The following is a 17646-nucleotide window of genomic DNA, read 5'->3' on the forward strand; positions in this document are numbered from 1 at the left end:
TGTTTCAAGCGCTTTACTCACAACTGAAGATTAGTAAAAAACAGTTTCCCAATTCAAAAAATTGAAAAACTATTTTTTATGATATTTTACCCAATCACACTTCCGTTTGGAACCGATGGATCTACTGTCAAGACTGTGAGTTTGCCGTCATGTTCTGCGGAAAGAATCATACCTTGGCTGACATATTTCTTCATCATCTTACGTGGTTTGAGATTAGCCACGACTTGAAGTTTCTTACCGACCAATTCTTGTTCGTTTGGATAGAATTTAGCGATACCTGAGAGGATTTGACGATCTTCACCGTCACCAGCATCAAGACGGAAGCGAAGCAATTTGTCTGAACCTTCGACTTTTTCTACTTCTTTAACTTCAGCGACACGGATTTCAACCTTGTCAAAGTCGTCAAATTTAATTTGGTCTTTTTCAGACTTAAGTTCGACCTCTTCTGGGTTCCATTCCTTCTCTTGAGGTTTGCCTGAGTTCATTTGAGATTGGATGTAGACAATCTCTTCGTCCATGTCCAGACGTGGGAAGATTGGAGTTCCTTTTGAAACGACTGTCACATTTTCTGGGAAGCCAGAAAGTTCAAGATTTTCAAGGTCAAATACTACTGGCAATCCAAGTTGTTCCATAATGGCATTTGAAGTTGTCATCATGAATGGTTGGATGAGGTGGGCTACCACACGAAGGCTAGCCGCCAAGTGAGCCATAACCGCTGCCAATTGTTCCTTGTCACCATCTTCTTTGGCAAGGACCCAAGGAGCTGTTTCATCGATATACTTATTGGTACGTGAAATGATATTCCAAACAGCGTCCAAGGCACGTGGGAAATCTACAGCATTCATTTGTTTGTGGAATTCTTCGATATTCTCAGCCACAACCTTAGCCAAATCAGCATCAAAGTCTGTAACGTTCTCAACATAGGCAGGCACTTGACCACCGAAATACTTGTTAATCATGGCAACTGTACGGTTGAGGAGGTTTCCAAGGTCGTTAGCCAATTCGTAGTTGATACGAGCCACATAGTCCTCTGGTGTGAAGGTACCATCTGAACCGACTGGAAGACTACGCATGAGGTAGTAACGGAGTGGATCAAGACCAAAACGCTCTACCAACATTTCTGGATAGATTACGTTTCCTTTAGACTTAGACATCTTACCGTCTTTCATGACGAACCAACCGTGGGCAACAAGACGTGTAGGCAATGGCAAATCAAGAGCCATAAGGATGATTGGCCAGTAGATTGAGTGGAAACGAAGGATATCCTTACCAATCATGTGGATGATTTCGTGGTTTTCATCATTTTGCCAGAATAAATCAAAGTTACCATGCTCATCCTGACCATAACCTAGTGCAGTGATATAGTTGATAAGGGCATCAATCCACACATAAACCACATGTTTTGGATCTGATGGTACTTTTACTCCCCAAGTAAAGGTTGTACGTGACACGGCCAAGTCTTCCAAGCCTGGCTCGATGAAGTTTTTAAGCATTTCATTCATACGACCATCAGGTTGGATAAATTCTGGATGTTCTTTAAAGAAGGCAGTCAAACGGTCTGCGTAGTTGCTGAGTTTAAAGAAATATGATTCTTCAGAAACCAACTCTACTTCATGTCCTGATGGAGCTACCCCACCAATGACATTACCTTGCTCATCACGGTAAACTTCTGCCAACTGACTTTCAGTGAAAAATTCTTCATCAGAAACTGAGTACCAACCTGAGTATTCACCAAGATAGATATCTCCTTGTTCCAAGAGACGCTCAAAAACTTGAGCAACAACTTTTTCATGGTAATCATCAGTCGTACGGATGAATTTATCGTATGAGATATCCAAAAGTTGCCAGAGGTCCTTAACACCAACAGCCATACCGTCCACATACTCTTGTGGTGTGATTCCTGCTTCTTCAGCCTTTTGTTGAATCTTTTGGCCATGTTCATCAAGCCCAGTAAGGTAGAAGACATCATAGTTCATCATACGTTTGTAACGTGCTAAGACGTCACAAGCAATGGTCGTATAGGCAGAACCAATATGCAATTTACCAGATGGGTAGTAGATAGGTGTTGTGATGTAGAATGTTTTTGTCATTTTAATTTCCTTTCATGTGTTAACAAATGGGCTAACACTGATGATATAACATCTTATTATAGCACGTTTTAGACACTAAAAAAACCAGCTAGGCTGGTTTTAAACATCACTAGTTTTGGAAGCGCTTTTTATCAGCTCTAACATCACGTTCATAGTCATAATCTAATTTCTTCACGTCATCCTCTGATAGGCGTTTGAAACTTCTTTCTTCTGTAAGTTTGCCTTTCTTATTATAAGTAGTGACAATCAATTTATTACCCTTAACCTTGTATCGAACGGTTTCTTCAAGAGATTCTTTGTAGGATTTAACGTAAATCTTTTTACTTTCATCGTTATCAGCCTGAGTTCGATATTCACTTATTTTGTATTGATTATCTACTGCCTGGTCAATGACTTTCGAATATTCAGATAGTGACATGTTTGGTTTAAGCGTTCTAGACCAAGCATCTGGACGGTATGCTTCGTCAGTATCATAGTCTGTAAAGTCAACCAGATTGTTCCCGCCAGCTAAGGTATAAAAATAAAATTTAACATTGTTACCTTTGACTTTAACAAAATCATGAGCCTCTAGGCCACTTTCCTTGAAAGATTCCATACCATCAACCATTTTCTTCTTATCTTTATGGTAAAAGCGATAAGTTTCAAGTAGATAGGTTCCTTCAGGTATTTTACCGCTTTGCAGGTGCATAAATGCATAGCCACCAAATGAAAGTGCCACTAGGACAATCGCCCCCACTACAGAAGCAATAATAATTTTAGCTTTCTTAGACAAGCCTGTCTTAGCAGGAGCAACTTGTGAAACGGCTTGTGTCACTTGGTCACTCAACTGAGCTTGCTGTGGATTAACACCCTCGTCCTTAGCCTCTTGAGAAATAAATTCCCCATTAGCTTTTGCTTGTTGGATTTCTTCCTCTGTCGGCTTACGATTATTGATTGTTTCGAAATAATCTAACCACTCTTTTTCGTTCATAAAAATCCCCTTTTTCATTGATACTTCCATTCTACCAGAAAAAATACTCCAAAGCTATTTGACTATTTTCATAAAAATAAAGCGGTACCAAGATGGAGTTTTGGCTCTCCTTCTTGTACCACTTTACTCATTTACATCATTGGCTGATTAAATTTTATCACTAGATTTTTTACTACTATCGCTTGAATCTGATTTTGATCCACTATTCTTACCATCATTATATCCGCCATAGGTATCACCATAGTCATTACCATAGCCATAGCCGTAATCGTAGCCATAACCATAATCATAGTAATCCTTGAAGTCATCATACTGATCACTATAAGTCTTCAAATCTTTCTTATAATCTTTGATGGCATCCTTATAGTCATCCCAGCGCTCCTCAGCGTCTCCCTTACTCATACGTTTATAAGTAATACGTGACTGAAGCTTCCCTTTTTTATCATAAGTAGTCAGAGTGTATTCATCACCATGCTTGACATAAGTACGTTTTTCCTTCAAGGTATCTTTATATTCTCTTGTTGTTTTTTTAACGACTTTGTCAGCTGCCTCTTTGGTATAGAAGGAATAGTCTTTTCTCATCTTTTTCATGAAGTCTTTTGTGACATCTTCGACTTGATCCGCATTTAAAACTTGACTTTGTGTTTTATTCCACGGATCAAATACCTGAGGAACATCTATCTCATAGTCCATCAAACTAACATATGATTTATTGTCACTCTCTACTAAATTGTAGGTTCTAGATTGATTATTCTTTACAACTACAAAAGACTGAAACTCCAAATCCTCGTTCTTGTATTCATCTATGCCGTCAACCATTTTATCTTTGTCTTCATCATAACGAGAGAAAGAAACTACCTCATATGTTCCATCTGCAATCTTACCTGATTGGTAACGCCATAGTGAGTAGCCTCCAACGATAAGTAAAATCGCTGCCAAGGAACCAAAGACTGATGCCAAAATAATCTTAGTTTTCTTAGACATACCTTTTTTAGTAGGTACGACTTGTTGGAAGGTTGCTGTTGTTTGGGCAAACTGTGGCTGCTGTGTCATCGTTATCACAGGTTCAGCTGGCTTAATTGGTCTTTGCTCCGTCGCTTGTCCATTTGAGCCAAAGACGTTAGGGTTAGGTCGTTCAAGGATAAACTCGCCTGCTGCTTGAGCTTGAGCTAACTCTGCGGGAGTTGGTTTGCGACCGTTGACTAATTCAAAGTACTCAATCCACTCTTGCTGGTTCATAATAATCTCCTTTTTTATTGGTCTACCGTTCTATTGTACCAAAATAAATGGTGAAATAGTATTTGACAATTATCATAAAGACTGTAAGGTTTTTTAATAAATCATTAGGCTATGATTCTCGATAGAAAAGAGCTGCTTGCTCGGTAAGTGGTTCAACGCCAGATGAGATAATCCCCATCATGCCTTGAATAATTATAATACTTCAAGGCATGCTCATAATCCCTATCATAACCACTTTTGACCCCTTTGGCTTCCTCTGAGCTCAATCGTTTAAAAGTTCTACGCGACTCAATATGTCCATCATTAGCATAAACAGTCAGAACGAGACCATTAGGGCGCTTTTCATAAGTTCTTTTTTGCTTCAACATTTTTTTATAATCGTCTACACACCTTTGAACAGATACTTCTTTTACTCTTGAATACTCCTCTCCCTTTTTAGAAATCTTATCTATATGAGAAATCACTAGAGCTTCATATTCAGAGACTGTTAGATCCTGTTTCAAAGTCCCTGTACGTGGGTCAAAAGTCTGTGGGAGCTTTTCATCATGCTCAAATGGTGAGACAAAAGGTTCCCCATCCCCCACAAAAACATAATAAAATTGAGATTTCATATTCTCAACAACTATAAAATCCTCATATAAGCTATCATTATTCTCTCCTCGCTCAGTCCAATTTATCAATTCATTGGAATATGCCGATTTATCCTCGTATTTTATCATCTGATAAGTGCCGTCTGGAATATAGTTCTCTTGATACTTCCAAAATCTTCCCTCTCCTATGGCTATCAAGACTGTCGCAACAAGTCCAAGTAATACAATGATAGCAATCTTCCATTTTTTTGCCCTAGTCATACTTTTTCCCTCCTTATTGCCCCATTCTTCAATACTATTTTACCAAAAATAGGGGAAAAGCTGATAACATGACTACAAAGGAAAAGAGGTTGAGAACACATATTCTCAAACCTCTTTTTAGCTATTTATTTTTTAAGATCCTCAGCACCAATAACTGGGTATTCAGTCAATCCTGACGCTACTTCTTCTTCAACCTTGTTTGCTTCCTCTGATTTTCCCTCAAAGTCAAGCTTAGGTGCATCTTTTTCATAGGCATTAATGATATCAGCTACAACTGGGTGACGTACGACATCGCTAGCAGAGAAGTGAACAAAATCAATAGCCTTGATTCCTTTCAATTTCTCCATGGCATCGACAAGGCCTGATTTAACACGACGTGGCAAGTCAATCTGACTCATGTCCCCATTGACAATCATCTTAGAATTAAAACCAAGACGAGTCAAGAACATCTTCATTTGCATGATGGTTGTATTTTGTGCCTCATCAAGGATAACAAAGGCATCCTCTAGGGTACGACCACGCATATAAGCGAGGGGGGCAATCTCAATAATTTCACGTTCCATAAGGCGGGTCGTTTGCTCCTTACCAAGAATTTGATAAAGGGCATCATAAACAGGACGAAGGTAAGGATCCACCTTTTCCTTGAGATCACCAGGCAAGAAACCAAGACTCTCTCCTGCCTCAACTGCTGGACGTGTCAGAACTATACGTTTAACTTGACCACGTTTAAGGGCTGTAACCGCAAGGGTAACCGCTAAAAAGGTCTTCCCTGTACCAGCTGGACCAATCCCAAAGACCACATCATGATTTTTGATACTATCAACATAGACCTTTTGTCCTAAAGTCTTCACTCGGATAGGCTTACCACTGTTGTCCTTGATAATCTCTTCTTCATATAAAGCAACAAACTTATCAATCGAACCATCTTGAGCCATGGTTAAGGCTGCGACAACATCTGAAGTGTTGACTAGCATTCCACGCTCCACCAAAACAAGGAGGGCTTGAATGGTCAAACGGGCCAATTCAACACTTTCCTCGTCATCACCAAGGATTTGCACACGCTCTGTTCGAGCATGAATAATAACATTTAGGTTTTCCTCGATAAGTTTTAGATGGCGCTCATTGGTCCCAAAAAGTGACAAGACATCATCTGGGTGATTTAGGGTAATTTCAACAGAATACTCTTGCAAATAGAGTTCCTCTTTCTTTCGTATTTTTCTCCATTATATCAAAAAAATCACGCCAGGCGTGACTTTTTATTATTCTGACTTATTCATTAAATGACACGTGAACGTGGTCATAGTGGTTTTCAGTAACGCTACCACGGTCTGGCATTTGGTTCCATGTGTTAGCTGGTCCGTAGATATTATCTACTGGTGCGTAGAATTGTTGTCTGTAGATGACATATGAGATACCTGCATTTGAGATATTGTCTACAGCATATTGAGCGACTTGATTACCAACCTCTGAACCAACTGGTACCATAACGTCAACGGCAAGTCCTTTACCATGGTCTTGTGGATCACCTTCACGGTAACCACCGATATCAGTAAGACCAAATTGTGCCGCTACATCTTGACGGAAAGCTTCAGCTTGTGGTTGAAGGTGTGGATCCGTTGGAAGTGTATTCGTTGATGCAGGTTGTGCTGCTGGTGCCTCTGAAGCTACTGGTGCTTCTGATGCCACTTCTGATGTTGCTGCTGGTTCTACCGCTGGTTGTTCTGCTGGCGCTTCTGAAGCAGCTGGTGCCTCTGAAACAGCTTCTGATGTTGCTGCTGGTTGCTCTGCTGGCGCTTCAGAAGTCGCTGGTGCTTCTGAAGACGCTTCTGATGTTGCTGCTGGTTGCTCTGCCGCTGGAGCTTCTTCTTTTACTTCAGGCTGTGCTGGTGTTTCAGCAGCTGGAGTAGTTTCTGCTTCAGGTGTAGCTTCTGCTGACGCAGTGACATGATCAATAGCATCAGCAACTGGTTGTTCAGTTTCTGCGTATGCTGGTGCTTCTGATGCTGATGCGATAGCTTCTGTTACTTCTGAAACAGCTTGAGTTGATTCTTCTGTAGCAGGTGCTTGAGTAGCTGTTGTGCTTACTGTTTCAACTGGAGCTGTCAAGTCCGCTGCAACTACAGATTGACCATTGACAGTCACTTCGTTAGTTGTCAAATTAGCTTCTGCAACTACAGGTGTAGTTGATGTTTCTGAAGCTGGAGCTTCAACTTTAACAGAGACAGCTTGATTATCAGCATTGTAAGTTGCTGTCAAGACTGTTCCAGGGTAAATCAAATCAATGTTTGTGATTTGATTGATGTTAGCCAAAACATTCACATCGATACCCATTGCTTCAGCGATACTTCCCAAAGTATCACCGTATTGAACTGTATAAGTTTGTTGGTTATCACTTACAGCGATATCTGCTTTGATTTGATCTACTGAACGTGCTGCCCAGTTTGAAGTTTCATCGGCATGTACGTGACTTGCAGCAAAAAGTGAAAGTGCTGCGGTCGAGTAAAGAAGTGCCTTTGTTGTTTTAGATTTTGATAACATGTATAATTCATTCCTTTTTTAACAATTTTAACACCTACAATAATACCACACTTTTTGTCAAAAAAGGGGTGATTTACTGCACTTTAAAGCAATTACTAACTAGTTGTAACAAGCCTAATTTATTGAAAAACAGCTGAGATATTTGTAAAAAATTGTAACAATTCATACCAATTCAAATGGTAATTACTTTTTAAAGAAAATGCTAAAAGTCATTATGCTTATCGTAGACTTAGTCGCTATTAATGAGCCAGATAATCTTCCCAAATCTGGTCAAACTGCCCCAGATTAAAGGAAAAGCTAGCTTGATCTTCCAAGTAACGACTGACTTCTTCGAAGTCATCAGTATGCTTCGGGAAGGTTGAATCTTCAAAAGCCAAGTCAGCCAAGATTGCTACTGGTTCATTGGACTTTGGATTACGCTGGGCCATCAGCCAAGTATAAAAGGATTTTCTCATGCCTTCTCCTAACCGATTAATTCTGTTCCAAACTGGTCTTGTTTGATTTTTTTAGCCTTCATCAGACCACCTAAAGCTTTCTTAAATTGTCCCTTAGAAATACCGAAGGTTGCCTTGATATCTGCTGGTGATGACTTGTCATTAAGCGTCATGAAGCCACCATTGCTCTCTAAATAAGTCAAAATCATCTGAGCATCATTTTCAAGCATTTCAAAAGAACGTGGTTTAAGTGAAAGATTGAGGGTACGGTCAACTTCTCTGAACCCAATCACACGCGCTTCAAGGACCTGACCTAAGCGTGGCTCTGCATAACGTTCTGATGGATGGATGAAACCAAGCATGTTATTCTCTGGTAGATAAACAAAGGTTCCTGAGAGTTTGAGACGGTAGGCAATGGCTGGCCATTTTTGGTTTTGCATATTATCGTAAGCGGGACCGGCCATACGTTGAAAGACCTCAGGTTCAGCAGGAAGCCCCCAAATACGGTCTTTTTTATCAACATCAAGTTTGATATAGAGCTTGTCGCCTTTCTTAGGCCAAAGCTCTTTGAGTTCCGGCAAAACATCAAGAGAGACAACAATCTCCTTATCTGGAATTCCCACATCTACAAAGACACCCAAATCCTTACGAACTTCAGTGACCTCTCCCCAATCGTAAGAATCACGAGTTGCTTTGATTTCCTTTTGAGTCAGACGTGATTTTTGCTTGCTATCTGTATAGGCGAAACCTGTCACCATGTCACCAATGGCGTGTTCCCCTTCTTCTTTAGACAAGGCAAAGGTCACACCGTCCTTTTGAACAAAATAAAATTTGTCATTTTCATCAGTTACTAGGGCAGTAATAATTGTTCCAAGTAATGTATTCATCTTTTTTCCTCAAAAAGAGAGTCGGACAAGGAAGCTAACATAGTCCATGCTCTTTTGCTTCTGTCCCACTCTCCTTATTTTTCTATTGATTAAACAGTAAGGAGTTCTTTTTCCTTTTCTGCTGTCATGCTGTCAATCTTCTTAACAGCATCATCAGTTGCTTTTTGAATATCCTTTTCCAAAGCTTTCAATTGATCTTCTGTGATTTCTTTGTCTTTTTCTTGCTTCTTAGCTTCATCCATAGCATCACGGCGGATGTTACGGATAGCGATTTTAGCATTTTCACCGACTTTTTTCACTTCTTTAGCCAACTCTTTACGCGTTTCTTCTGTAAGTGCTGGGATAACCAAGCGCACAACAGAACCATCGTTAGCTGGGTTAATACCAAGATCAGATTCGTTGATTGCACGTTCAATATCAGCGATTGAGCCTTTATCAAATGGTGAAATCAAAAGGACACGTGCTTCAGGAACAGTGATTGAAGCCAATTGGTTAAGTGGTGTTGGGGCACCATAGTATTCTACAGTGATACGGTCAAGAAGTGATGCATTGGCACGACCTGCACGGATAGATCCAAATTCACGGGCCAATGACTCATGTGAGTGGGCGAAACGTTCTTTTGCTTTTTCAATAATTGCGTTTGTCATAAATTCTCTCTTTCTTATTTGTGTGATTCTGCTTTGTTAGATACAGTTGTTCCAATTTGTTCACCAAAGATAACACGTTTGATGTTTCCTGGTTCGTTCATATTGAAGACAACAAGGTCAATGTCATTATCCATTGAAAGGGTAGAAGCTGTGGCATCCATGATTTTCAAACCACGTTTAATAACTTCCACGTGTGTCAACTCGTCAAACTTAACGGCATCAGCGTTTTTACGAGGGTCGTCATTGTAGACACCATCAACACCGTTTTTAGCCATAAGAATAGCATCAGCTTCAATCTCAGCTGCACGAAGAGCCGCTGTTGTATCTGTTGAGAAGTACGGTGAACCAATACCTGCTGCAAAGATAACAATACGACCTTTTTCAAGGTGACGAAGGGCACGACCACGAATATAAGGCTCTGCCACAGATTTCATATCAATCGCTGTCTGAACACGTGTATCAACACCGAGTTGTTTCAAACTATCTGCCATAACAAGGGCATTCATAGTTGTTCCAAGCATACCAGTATAGTCTGCTTGAACACGATCCATTCCTGCTTCAGCTGCAGGTTCCCCACGCCAAAGGTTACCACCACCGATAACTAGAGCAATTTGAATACCTGAATCCGCTACCTCAGCAATTTCTTTAGCCATAGCTTGGACAGTTGGAAGATCAATCCCAACACCTCGTTCACCAGCTAGAGCTTCACCTGAAAGCTTAATGAGGACACGTTTGTATTTTGGTTCTGCCATGATTTCTCCCTATTAACTATTTTGTTTTATGATTTAATTCTTAGCTGAGATTCATCTTTCCTAAGTCGTCAATTACCATCCTTTTAAGGTGGTTAAGGGGCTTATTCAAGCAACTCCTTTTTATGATTAGGATAGGAAAATGTTCTCTTTTTTGCAAAGGAAACACTAAATCTTCATCCTTACTATTTTATCATAAATTAGGGTTTTCACCTAGTCAAATATTTAAAAAATATCCTTACAAGATAACTGTAAAGGTGATGGTGTCATTTTTATAAGAGGCAAAGATACGCCCCTTAAATAATTTGACCATACTTTGAGCCATGGAAAGGCCAATGCCAAAACCTTTGTGTTCTTTGTTATTATGGGATTCTTCAATACGATAAAAACGCTCAAAAAACTTGCTATAGTCAACAGCCTTACCTTCTTTATAGGTGTTTGACACTTCTAAACGAGCCCGTTTTCGCGTTCTTCCAATCTGACGAAGTCTTACCGTAACTGTCCCTTCTGGATCACAATACTTGTTAGCATTATCCACAAGGAGAGTTACAAGTTCAAAGAGAGACTTCTCCTCAGCCTTTACATGGATATCTGGGGCGATATCCATAACGAAGGATTTGCCATCTCGGACGACAGGTCCCTTAAAGTCCTCGGCTGCATCCTCTGTAATATAGGAAAAATCCACATCTTGAAGAACAATGTCCGGCTGCTCTTCCAGACGAGATAGAGCCACAAGAGAATTGATTAGATTGGTCAAACGTGCCACCTGGTCATTAGTTGACTTGGTCCATTCATTCTCCCCTGTCATGAGTTCCTGTAACTCCGTATTAGCAGAAATAATAGCTAATGGGGTTTTCAATTCATGACCAGCATTGGTGATAAAACGTCGTTGCTTTTCGTAGTTTCGAATGAAGGGACGAATGACGATTCCTGATAAGGCACTGACAATGACGACAAAAAAGATAAACCCAAACAGTGATAAGAGGATAGAAAGACTGAGCAGGGCTTGGGAAGAATTGTAATAAGAGGTCGTGTCCAGGAAGACCACCAGAATCTTATCTTTGCTGACTTTGCTAACCTGATAACTCAGATTGATATTTTTATCTCTAATTGTTCCAAGAGTATTCGTCATACGGCTAGCTGCAAGTGCATAGCTAACAGCTTCTTCATCATCTATTAAAGAAGTATGGCTGGTATCCTGACTGACCACTTTATCACCAGATAAGGTCACACTGAAAAAACGAAAACTATCCGATGGAATTTCATGCCCTTGATTGGTCTCAATTTTTTTAGTTTTTCCGAAACTACCATTATTTTCTGTAAGCGTGTTGAGAACCTTACTAATTTCCTGTTCTGTTTGAAAGGACCTCACAGTATTGATGATTCCCACTGTAAAAACCAAGATAAAGAGAATAGCCAAGGAAGCAATCGTAATAAATTGAAGTCGTAAACGTCTAAACATGAACTACTCCTCTCTAATTGGCAAAAAGGCAAAAGTCACCACCCTTTTCACCAAGAATGCTGATATCAGCCTGGATGGCTTGCAATTTCTGACGCAAATAGGAAATATAGACCCAGACAATCGATTCGTCCACATCTTCCTCATCATCCCAGATGGTCTTAAAAAGGTGCTCAGTCGTTAATTTCTTGGCAGGATTGAGCATGAAGTGAGCCATTAACTTGGTCTCTCTGCTCGAAAGTCTAATGGCGTTACCAGCTACCAACTCCTGTTCCTCCTGATCCAAACGTACAGAACCAAGTGTCAAAATTTTGGCAGTGAAGCTCTCACTCACACGACGCTCTAATGAGCGCAGACGTGCCAAAAGCTCCTTAAGGGAAATAGGCTTGGTCAAGTAATCGTCTGCCCCAGCATCAAGCCCGGTCACGCGATCATCAATTTCAGCCATAGCTGTCAACATAATGACATGCGTCCTGTTCCCAGAGGAGCGAATCTCTTCCAGGGCCTCAATACCTGTTTTGATAGGCATCATAATATCCATAATCATTACTTGATAGGCATTCTGTGCAGCTAAATCAACAGCCTCTTGCCCATTAAATGCTTGATCTACCTCATAACCTTGATGCTCTAGGGCTGCCTTATAAACTCGAGAAAGAGCCTCTTCATCCTCAGCTAGTAGAATTTTCAAAGCCATTCTAGTCCCCTCCTTCTTGAATTAAGTTACGGATGGTCTGCATGGTCAAATCACATGAAGCTAATTCATCCGCACAACGCTTAAGCTCACGGGTAATCATTTCTGGATTCTTGATGTCATGCTTGTACTTCATCTGATGCTCCAAACTGGCCCACGAATCCTGAGCGATGGTCCGAAGCTGAACCTCAACAAAATAGGTCCCTCTCTCATTTCCTAGCACATCTGGAAACTCGGTTTCGATTTCCAAAATGAGGTGGTAAGAACGATAGCCATTGGGCTTAGCATTTAAAATGTAATCTTTCTCGTTATAAATAGAAACGCCAGGGATATCCTTGATAACATCAATAGTTTTGTAAATATCATCGACAAAACCACAAATAATTCGAATCCCAATACTGTCACGAATTTCCTTGAGAGCAGATTGGCTGGTTTCAGGCAAATTTTTCCTACGACACTTTTCACGCATAGAATCGCTTTCTTTGATTCGTGAAATAAAATGTTCATAGAGTTTAAAGCCTGTTTCTTTTTTGCTAGTTATATTAGCCGCAATAATCGGGTCTGTTATTTCTTGTAAAATCTTGGGGAGATACTGAGCATATTCCCCATAAATACTTGGAGTTGACATATAAACCTCCTCTAATAGCGTTTCCTAATTATAGCATAGTTAGGCTTAAAAATAAGGAATGAGCCAGACAAGAAGGACTCTAAAGCTAAGAAAAAAATCCAGCCGAAGCCAGATTTATTTTGCTTATCTAAGTTTAATTAACGCAAGGCTATGCATCAAGTGATTTAACAAAAGGCCAGTTGCCTAGTTTGTGTGTTTCATAGGTCAAGACCTTATAACCACATTGCTTGTAGCCATTTTTCTCGTAGAAAGGTACATTGTAATCACGATTGGTAATCAAACCAAGACTGCGACCGCCTGTACTACGTACAAAAGGTTCAACCCCTTCAAGCAAGAAACGACTCCCTATCCCTTTTCTTTGATAATCTGGAGTCACCGCCAACATCATCAAGTACCAGTCGTATTCTGCAGAATCTTCCAGATGTCTTTCGGACTCTTCAACAAAGTTAAAATACTTGAACAACTTGGTGATGCTTATAAAACGGAAAAGCTTGGTCGCCCCATTTTGAAGATAATTAAGCATAGAAATCGTCTGATGCTGTAAAATAGCTGCCGCAACAATGCGACCGTCCTTTTCAGCCACCAAACATGAGTCCCGTTTAATCGCCAAACGCACCAATATTTCCTGCAAGGCTAAGACAAATTCCTTATACTGTTCAGGCTTCTTTAAATTACTGGCAATCATTGAAAGATAGGGGTAATCTTCAAAGGCATCGGCACATACTTGTGCAACTTCCTGAACTTCGTCTAGTCTTGCTTTGCGATATTGCATCATAATCTCCTAATCTGTCTGTTTTTTTCAGTATAACACAAAACGCATGACTGACAGTCATACGTTCTATGGATTTTTGTAAAATCTTATAATTTTATAAGAAAAGTTTAGGCAACTTCTTCTGTAAATTGACTATTATAAAGATCAGCATAGAAACCATCTGCTGCCATGAGCTCATCATGATTGCCCTGTTCAATAATGTTACCATCTTTCATCACAAGGATAAGGTCAGCATTTCGAATGGTTGATAAGCGGTGGGCAATAACAAAGGAAGTTCGCCCTTCCATAAGCTTGTCCATGGCTTTTTGAATCAATTCTTCTGTTCGGGTATCAACCGATGATGTCGCTTCATCCAAGATAAGAAGAGGGGCATCCTTAAGAAGCGCACGTGCAATGGTCAAGAGCTGCTTCTGTCCAACTGATAAGGTCACAGAATCATCCAAATAAGTATCATAACCCTTTGGAAGTGTGGTAATGAAGTGGTGAACACCGACGGCCTTGGCTGCAGCAATAACTTGCTCGTCAGAAATATTCTCTTGGTTGTAAATCAAATTATCACGAATAGTACCTTCAAAGAGCCAAGTGTCCTGAAGCACCATAGAAAATTGGTCATGAACGGTTTCACGCTTCATGTCGTTAGTATCCACACCGTCAATGGTGATACGACCTTGGTCGATGTTATAGAACTTCATAAGCAGGTTAACAATAGTCGTCTTACCAGCACCCGTTGGACCAACGATCGCAATCTTTTGACCTGGTTTAGCAAGAGCTGAAAAGTCATGAATAATAGTCTTTTCAGGAGTATAACCAAAGGAAACATGGTCAAAGACTACTTGACCTTTAGTATCTGTCAACTCAGCTGTCTTAGCTGACTCGTCGTCCATATCTTTTTCTTCCAAAAATTCAAAGATACGACCAATGGCTGCAGTAGCTGATTGGAGTTGTGTAATTCCTTGGGCAATTTGAGAAAGAGGTTGTGAGAAGATACGAACATAGGTCATGAAGGCTACCACATCACCAATAGTCAAGCTACCATCAATAACTTTGATAGCACCTACAAGACAGACCATGACATAACCAAAGTTCCCAATGAAAATCATAAGTGGCATCATAATACCTGAGATAAACTGTGATTGCCACATCGATTTATAGAGTTTATCATTAAGCCCCTTAAAAGCTTGACTACTTTCTTCAGATGCATTGTAACTCGTTACAACTGCTTGACCTGTGTAGATTTCTTCAATATATCCATTAATGTTAGCCAAATTTTCTTGTTGACGTTTGAAAAGGGGTTGTGAGAAACCCATGATGAAGGCTACTAGAACAAATCCTATCAAGACAGAACCAATCGCAGTGAAAGCCATAGTGACATTTGAGTAAAACATCATAATAATGGCTGCGACCAAGAGAACACTTGAAGTAATTAGGGTACCCAGACCTTGACTAAGAGATTGTCCCAAAAGGTCAACGTCATTAGTCACACGAGAGAGGGTGTCCCCTTGAGAATGACTGTCAAAATAATTAAGGGGAACACTATTGATTTTCTTTTGGATAGCTGTACGAAAACGTTGTGAAAAGCGTTGTGTAACCGTCGCAACCGTAAAGCTTTGTAAGTAACCCACAATCGCTGAAATAGCATAGAGAATAGCCAAGGTCATAGCAATACTTGTCACCTTATCCAAATCAATACCTGGAATCGTCCCCATTTTGGTAGGTGTAATACCTTCAGTAATAGTATTGGTAATTTCTTTAAGCTTATCTGGTCCAATAACTGTAATGACTGCTGAAATAATTGCTCCAACAATCGCAAGGACAAAGGGAATTGGGAAACCTTTAATATAGGGTTTTAAGCGTTTATAGGACGATGTTTTTGGCTTATTTTCCATTTTCTAACTCCTCCTTAGACAATTGTGAATAAGCAATTTCTTGGTAAACCTCATTGTTAGCCAAGAGTTCCTTGTGGGTTCCTTGCCCGACTACTTTACCTTGATCAAGTACCAAGATTTGATCAGCATCCATAATAGTAGAGATACGTTGAGCAACAATCAACTTGGTCATATCTTGTGTTTTTTCAGACAATTCTTGACGCAGTTTACGATCGGTCTTATAGTCCAAAGCTGAGAAGGAATCGTCAAAAATCAAGATTTCAGGCTTACGGGCAAGTGCACGCGCAATAGCCAAACGTTGCTTCTGGCCACCTGAGAAGTTAGACCCCACTTGAGCCACTTCTGCCTTAAGTTGGCCTTCTTTATTTTCAACAAAGTCTTTTCCTTGAGCCAATTCGAGAGCTTCCCAAATCTTAGCGTCATCTAGGGGACTATTATTGCTCGTTCCCATTGTCATATTTGACGTGATATTACCTGAGAAAAGCACAGCCTTTTGTGGAATATAACCGACTATATTGTGCAAGGTTTCGTGGTCATAATGTCGTACATCCACACCGTCAACCTTGATAGTTCCTTGCGTGGCATCATAAAATCGTGGGATAAGGTTGACAAGCGTTGATTTACCAGATCCAGTCGAACCAATAAAGGCAACCGTGTCACCCTTTTTAGCTTTGAAGCTAACATGCTCCAAAACAGGCTCTGAAGTTTCAGAATAACGGAAGGAAACATCATCGAATTCGACAGTGCCCACGTCTTTAGGTTTTTCAGAACTATTTTCAAGGTAAGAGACTGAAGATTGGGTATCTAGAACTTCATTGATACGTCCAGCTGCTACAACTGCTCGTGGAAGAAGGAAGAAGACAACAATCATCATCATGAATCCCATAACAACCTGCATAGCATAAGATGAGTAAACCACCATATCTGAGAAGAGATGGATTTTATTTTCCATGGCAGCAGCAATCTTAGTTGGATCTGTTGGAATCTTAACATCTTCAATCAGATGCGCACCAATCCAATAAATAGCTAGCGTCAAACCACTTGATACAGCAGTCATCACCGGCGTCAGTAAGGCAAAAGAACGACCGATGAAAAGATTGTTTTGGGTCAAATCAGTATTGGCCTTTTCAAATTTATCCTCTTGATAACTCTCAGCGTTATAGGCACGCACCACACGAATTCCAGTAAGAGATTCACGCGTCACACTATTGAGTTTATCTGTCAACGTTTGAATCAAGCGTTGCTTAGGCATGACCATAATCAAGAGGAAGAGCATGAGAATGGCAATTACGGCCACAGCGACAAGCAAGGCAAGAAGCCAATTCCCATTTTTATCAGCAATCTTTGTAATAGCCCAGATTGCCATAATAGGTCCCTGTGTAATAACCTGTAACCCCATGGTCAGTACCATCTGTAATTGTGTAATATCGTTTGTCGTACGGGTTAAAAGACTAGGAATAGAGAATTTCTTAATCTCGGCATCCGAAAAATCTAGAACCTGATGGAAGATATCATCACGAAGACGAGTGGTAAAACTAGCTGCTGTTCTGGCAGCTAGAAAACCAACCACTACAGAGGCCATAAAACCCGCAAAGGACATTAAAAGCATTCGCATCCCTGGGGCATCCGTATTCCAAGCAAAAATATCCGACGCCTTAGTCCCCTTGGTTGATAAGAGGGTTGTAATGTCAGACATATAGTCTGGAATTTTCAAGTTTAGATAGACGTTCAAACAAACAAATATCACAGCTAAGACAATCATACTTAACTCTTTTGCCGTCAAACGTTTAAAAATTTTAAACATA

The 17646-nt window shown here is 40.3% G+C and carries 16 protein-coding genes; all 16 read right to left on the bottom strand.

Annotated features, from left to right (window positions below; all coding sequences use genetic code 11):
* Window positions 1–86 precede the first annotated feature (86 nt).
* The 16 genes from metG to H7T98_RS06905 all read right to left on the bottom strand — a co-directional run bounded on the left by metG (window position 87) and on the right by H7T98_RS06905 (window position 17645).
* Window positions 87–2090 carry a methionine--tRNA ligase gene (gene metG / locus H7T98_RS06830; RefSeq protein ID WP_195918138.1) on the bottom strand — a complete coding sequence of 668 codons (2004 nt, stop codon included), beginning with the start codon at window positions 2088–2090 and terminating at the stop codon, window positions 87–89.
* A 109-nt stretch (window positions 2091–2199) separates the two neighbouring features.
* The gene (locus H7T98_RS06835) at window positions 2200–3078 is read right to left on the bottom strand and encodes a hypothetical protein (RefSeq protein ID WP_201061565.1); all 879 of its coding nucleotides are present in this window, start codon (window positions 3076–3078) and stop codon (window positions 2200–2202) included.
* Window positions 3079–3207: 129 nt separating this feature from the next.
* Window positions 3208–4299 carry a hypothetical protein gene (locus H7T98_RS06840; RefSeq protein ID WP_195918136.1) on the bottom strand — a complete coding sequence of 364 codons (1092 nt, stop codon included), beginning with the start codon at window positions 4297–4299 and terminating at the stop codon, window positions 3208–3210.
* A gap of 152 nt (window positions 4300–4451) precedes the next feature.
* Entirely contained in the window at window positions 4452–5150 is a 699-nt protein-coding gene (locus tag H7T98_RS06845; RefSeq protein ID WP_022496241.1) for a hypothetical protein, read from the bottom strand.
* A gap of 125 nt (window positions 5151–5275) precedes the next feature.
* Window positions 5276–6340 carry a PhoH family protein gene (locus tag H7T98_RS06850; RefSeq protein WP_021144620.1) on the bottom strand — a complete coding sequence of 355 codons (1065 nt, stop codon included), beginning with the start codon at window positions 6338–6340 and terminating at the stop codon, window positions 5276–5278.
* A 79-nt stretch (window positions 6341–6419) separates the two neighbouring features.
* Window positions 6420–7688: a LysM peptidoglycan-binding domain-containing protein gene (locus H7T98_RS06855; protein WP_021144621.1), complete on the bottom strand. Its 1269-nt coding sequence runs from the start codon at window positions 7686–7688 to the stop codon at window positions 6420–6422.
* Window positions 7689–7927: 239 nt separating this feature from the next.
* Entirely contained in the window at window positions 7928–8143 is a 216-nt protein-coding gene (locus H7T98_RS06860; RefSeq protein ID WP_002885591.1) for a YozE family protein, read from the bottom strand.
* A gap of 8 nt (window positions 8144–8151) precedes the next feature.
* Window positions 8152–9009 carry an RNA-binding virulence regulatory protein CvfB gene (gene cvfB, locus H7T98_RS06865; protein WP_021144622.1) on the bottom strand — a complete coding sequence of 286 codons (858 nt, stop codon included), beginning with the start codon at window positions 9007–9009 and terminating at the stop codon, window positions 8152–8154.
* A gap of 89 nt (window positions 9010–9098) precedes the next feature.
* The gene (gene frr, locus H7T98_RS06870; protein ID WP_002885567.1) at window positions 9099–9656 is read right to left on the bottom strand and encodes a ribosome recycling factor; all 558 of its coding nucleotides are present in this window, start codon (window positions 9654–9656) and stop codon (window positions 9099–9101) included.
* 14 nt (window positions 9657–9670) lie between these two features.
* Window positions 9671–10408, bottom strand: coding sequence for a UMP kinase (gene pyrH, locus H7T98_RS06875; RefSeq protein ID WP_002885551.1), 738 nt, complete (start codon window positions 10406–10408; stop codon window positions 9671–9673).
* Between the two features lie 235 nt (window positions 10409–10643).
* Complete coding sequence (locus tag H7T98_RS06880) at window positions 10644–11867, bottom strand: sensor histidine kinase (RefSeq protein ID WP_110981065.1); 1224 nt, start codon at window positions 11865–11867, stop codon at window positions 10644–10646.
* A 13-nt stretch (window positions 11868–11880) separates the two neighbouring features.
* Complete coding sequence (locus tag H7T98_RS06885; protein ID WP_110981066.1) at window positions 11881–12558, bottom strand: response regulator transcription factor; 678 nt, start codon at window positions 12556–12558, stop codon at window positions 11881–11883.
* Window position 12559: 1 nt separating this feature from the next.
* Window positions 12560–13183 (bottom strand): GTP pyrophosphokinase family protein, encoded by a 624-nt coding sequence (locus tag H7T98_RS06890; RefSeq protein WP_110981067.1) that lies wholly within the window; start codon window positions 13181–13183, stop codon window positions 12560–12562.
* Window positions 13184–13331: 148 nt separating this feature from the next.
* Window positions 13332–13955, bottom strand: a complete 624-nt coding sequence (locus H7T98_RS06895) for a GNAT family N-acetyltransferase (protein WP_110981068.1) — start codon at window positions 13953–13955, stop codon at window positions 13332–13334.
* Window positions 13956–14062: 107 nt separating this feature from the next.
* Window positions 14063–15841: an ABC transporter ATP-binding protein gene (locus tag H7T98_RS06900; RefSeq protein ID WP_110981069.1), complete on the bottom strand. Its 1779-nt coding sequence runs from the start codon at window positions 15839–15841 to the stop codon at window positions 14063–14065.
* On the bottom strand, window positions 15831–17645 hold the full coding sequence (locus H7T98_RS06905) for an ABC transporter ATP-binding protein (protein WP_201061567.1): 1815 nt from the start codon (window positions 17643–17645) through the stop codon (window positions 15831–15833). The genes H7T98_RS06900 and H7T98_RS06905 overlap by 11 nt, the downstream gene beginning before the upstream one ends.
* Between the last annotated feature and the right edge of the window lies 1 nt (window position 17646).

The organism is Streptococcus sp. 23.2 (genome assembly GCF_016648665.1).
Lineage (GTDB): Bacteria > Bacillota > Bacilli > Lactobacillales > Streptococcaceae > Streptococcus > Streptococcus salivarius_E.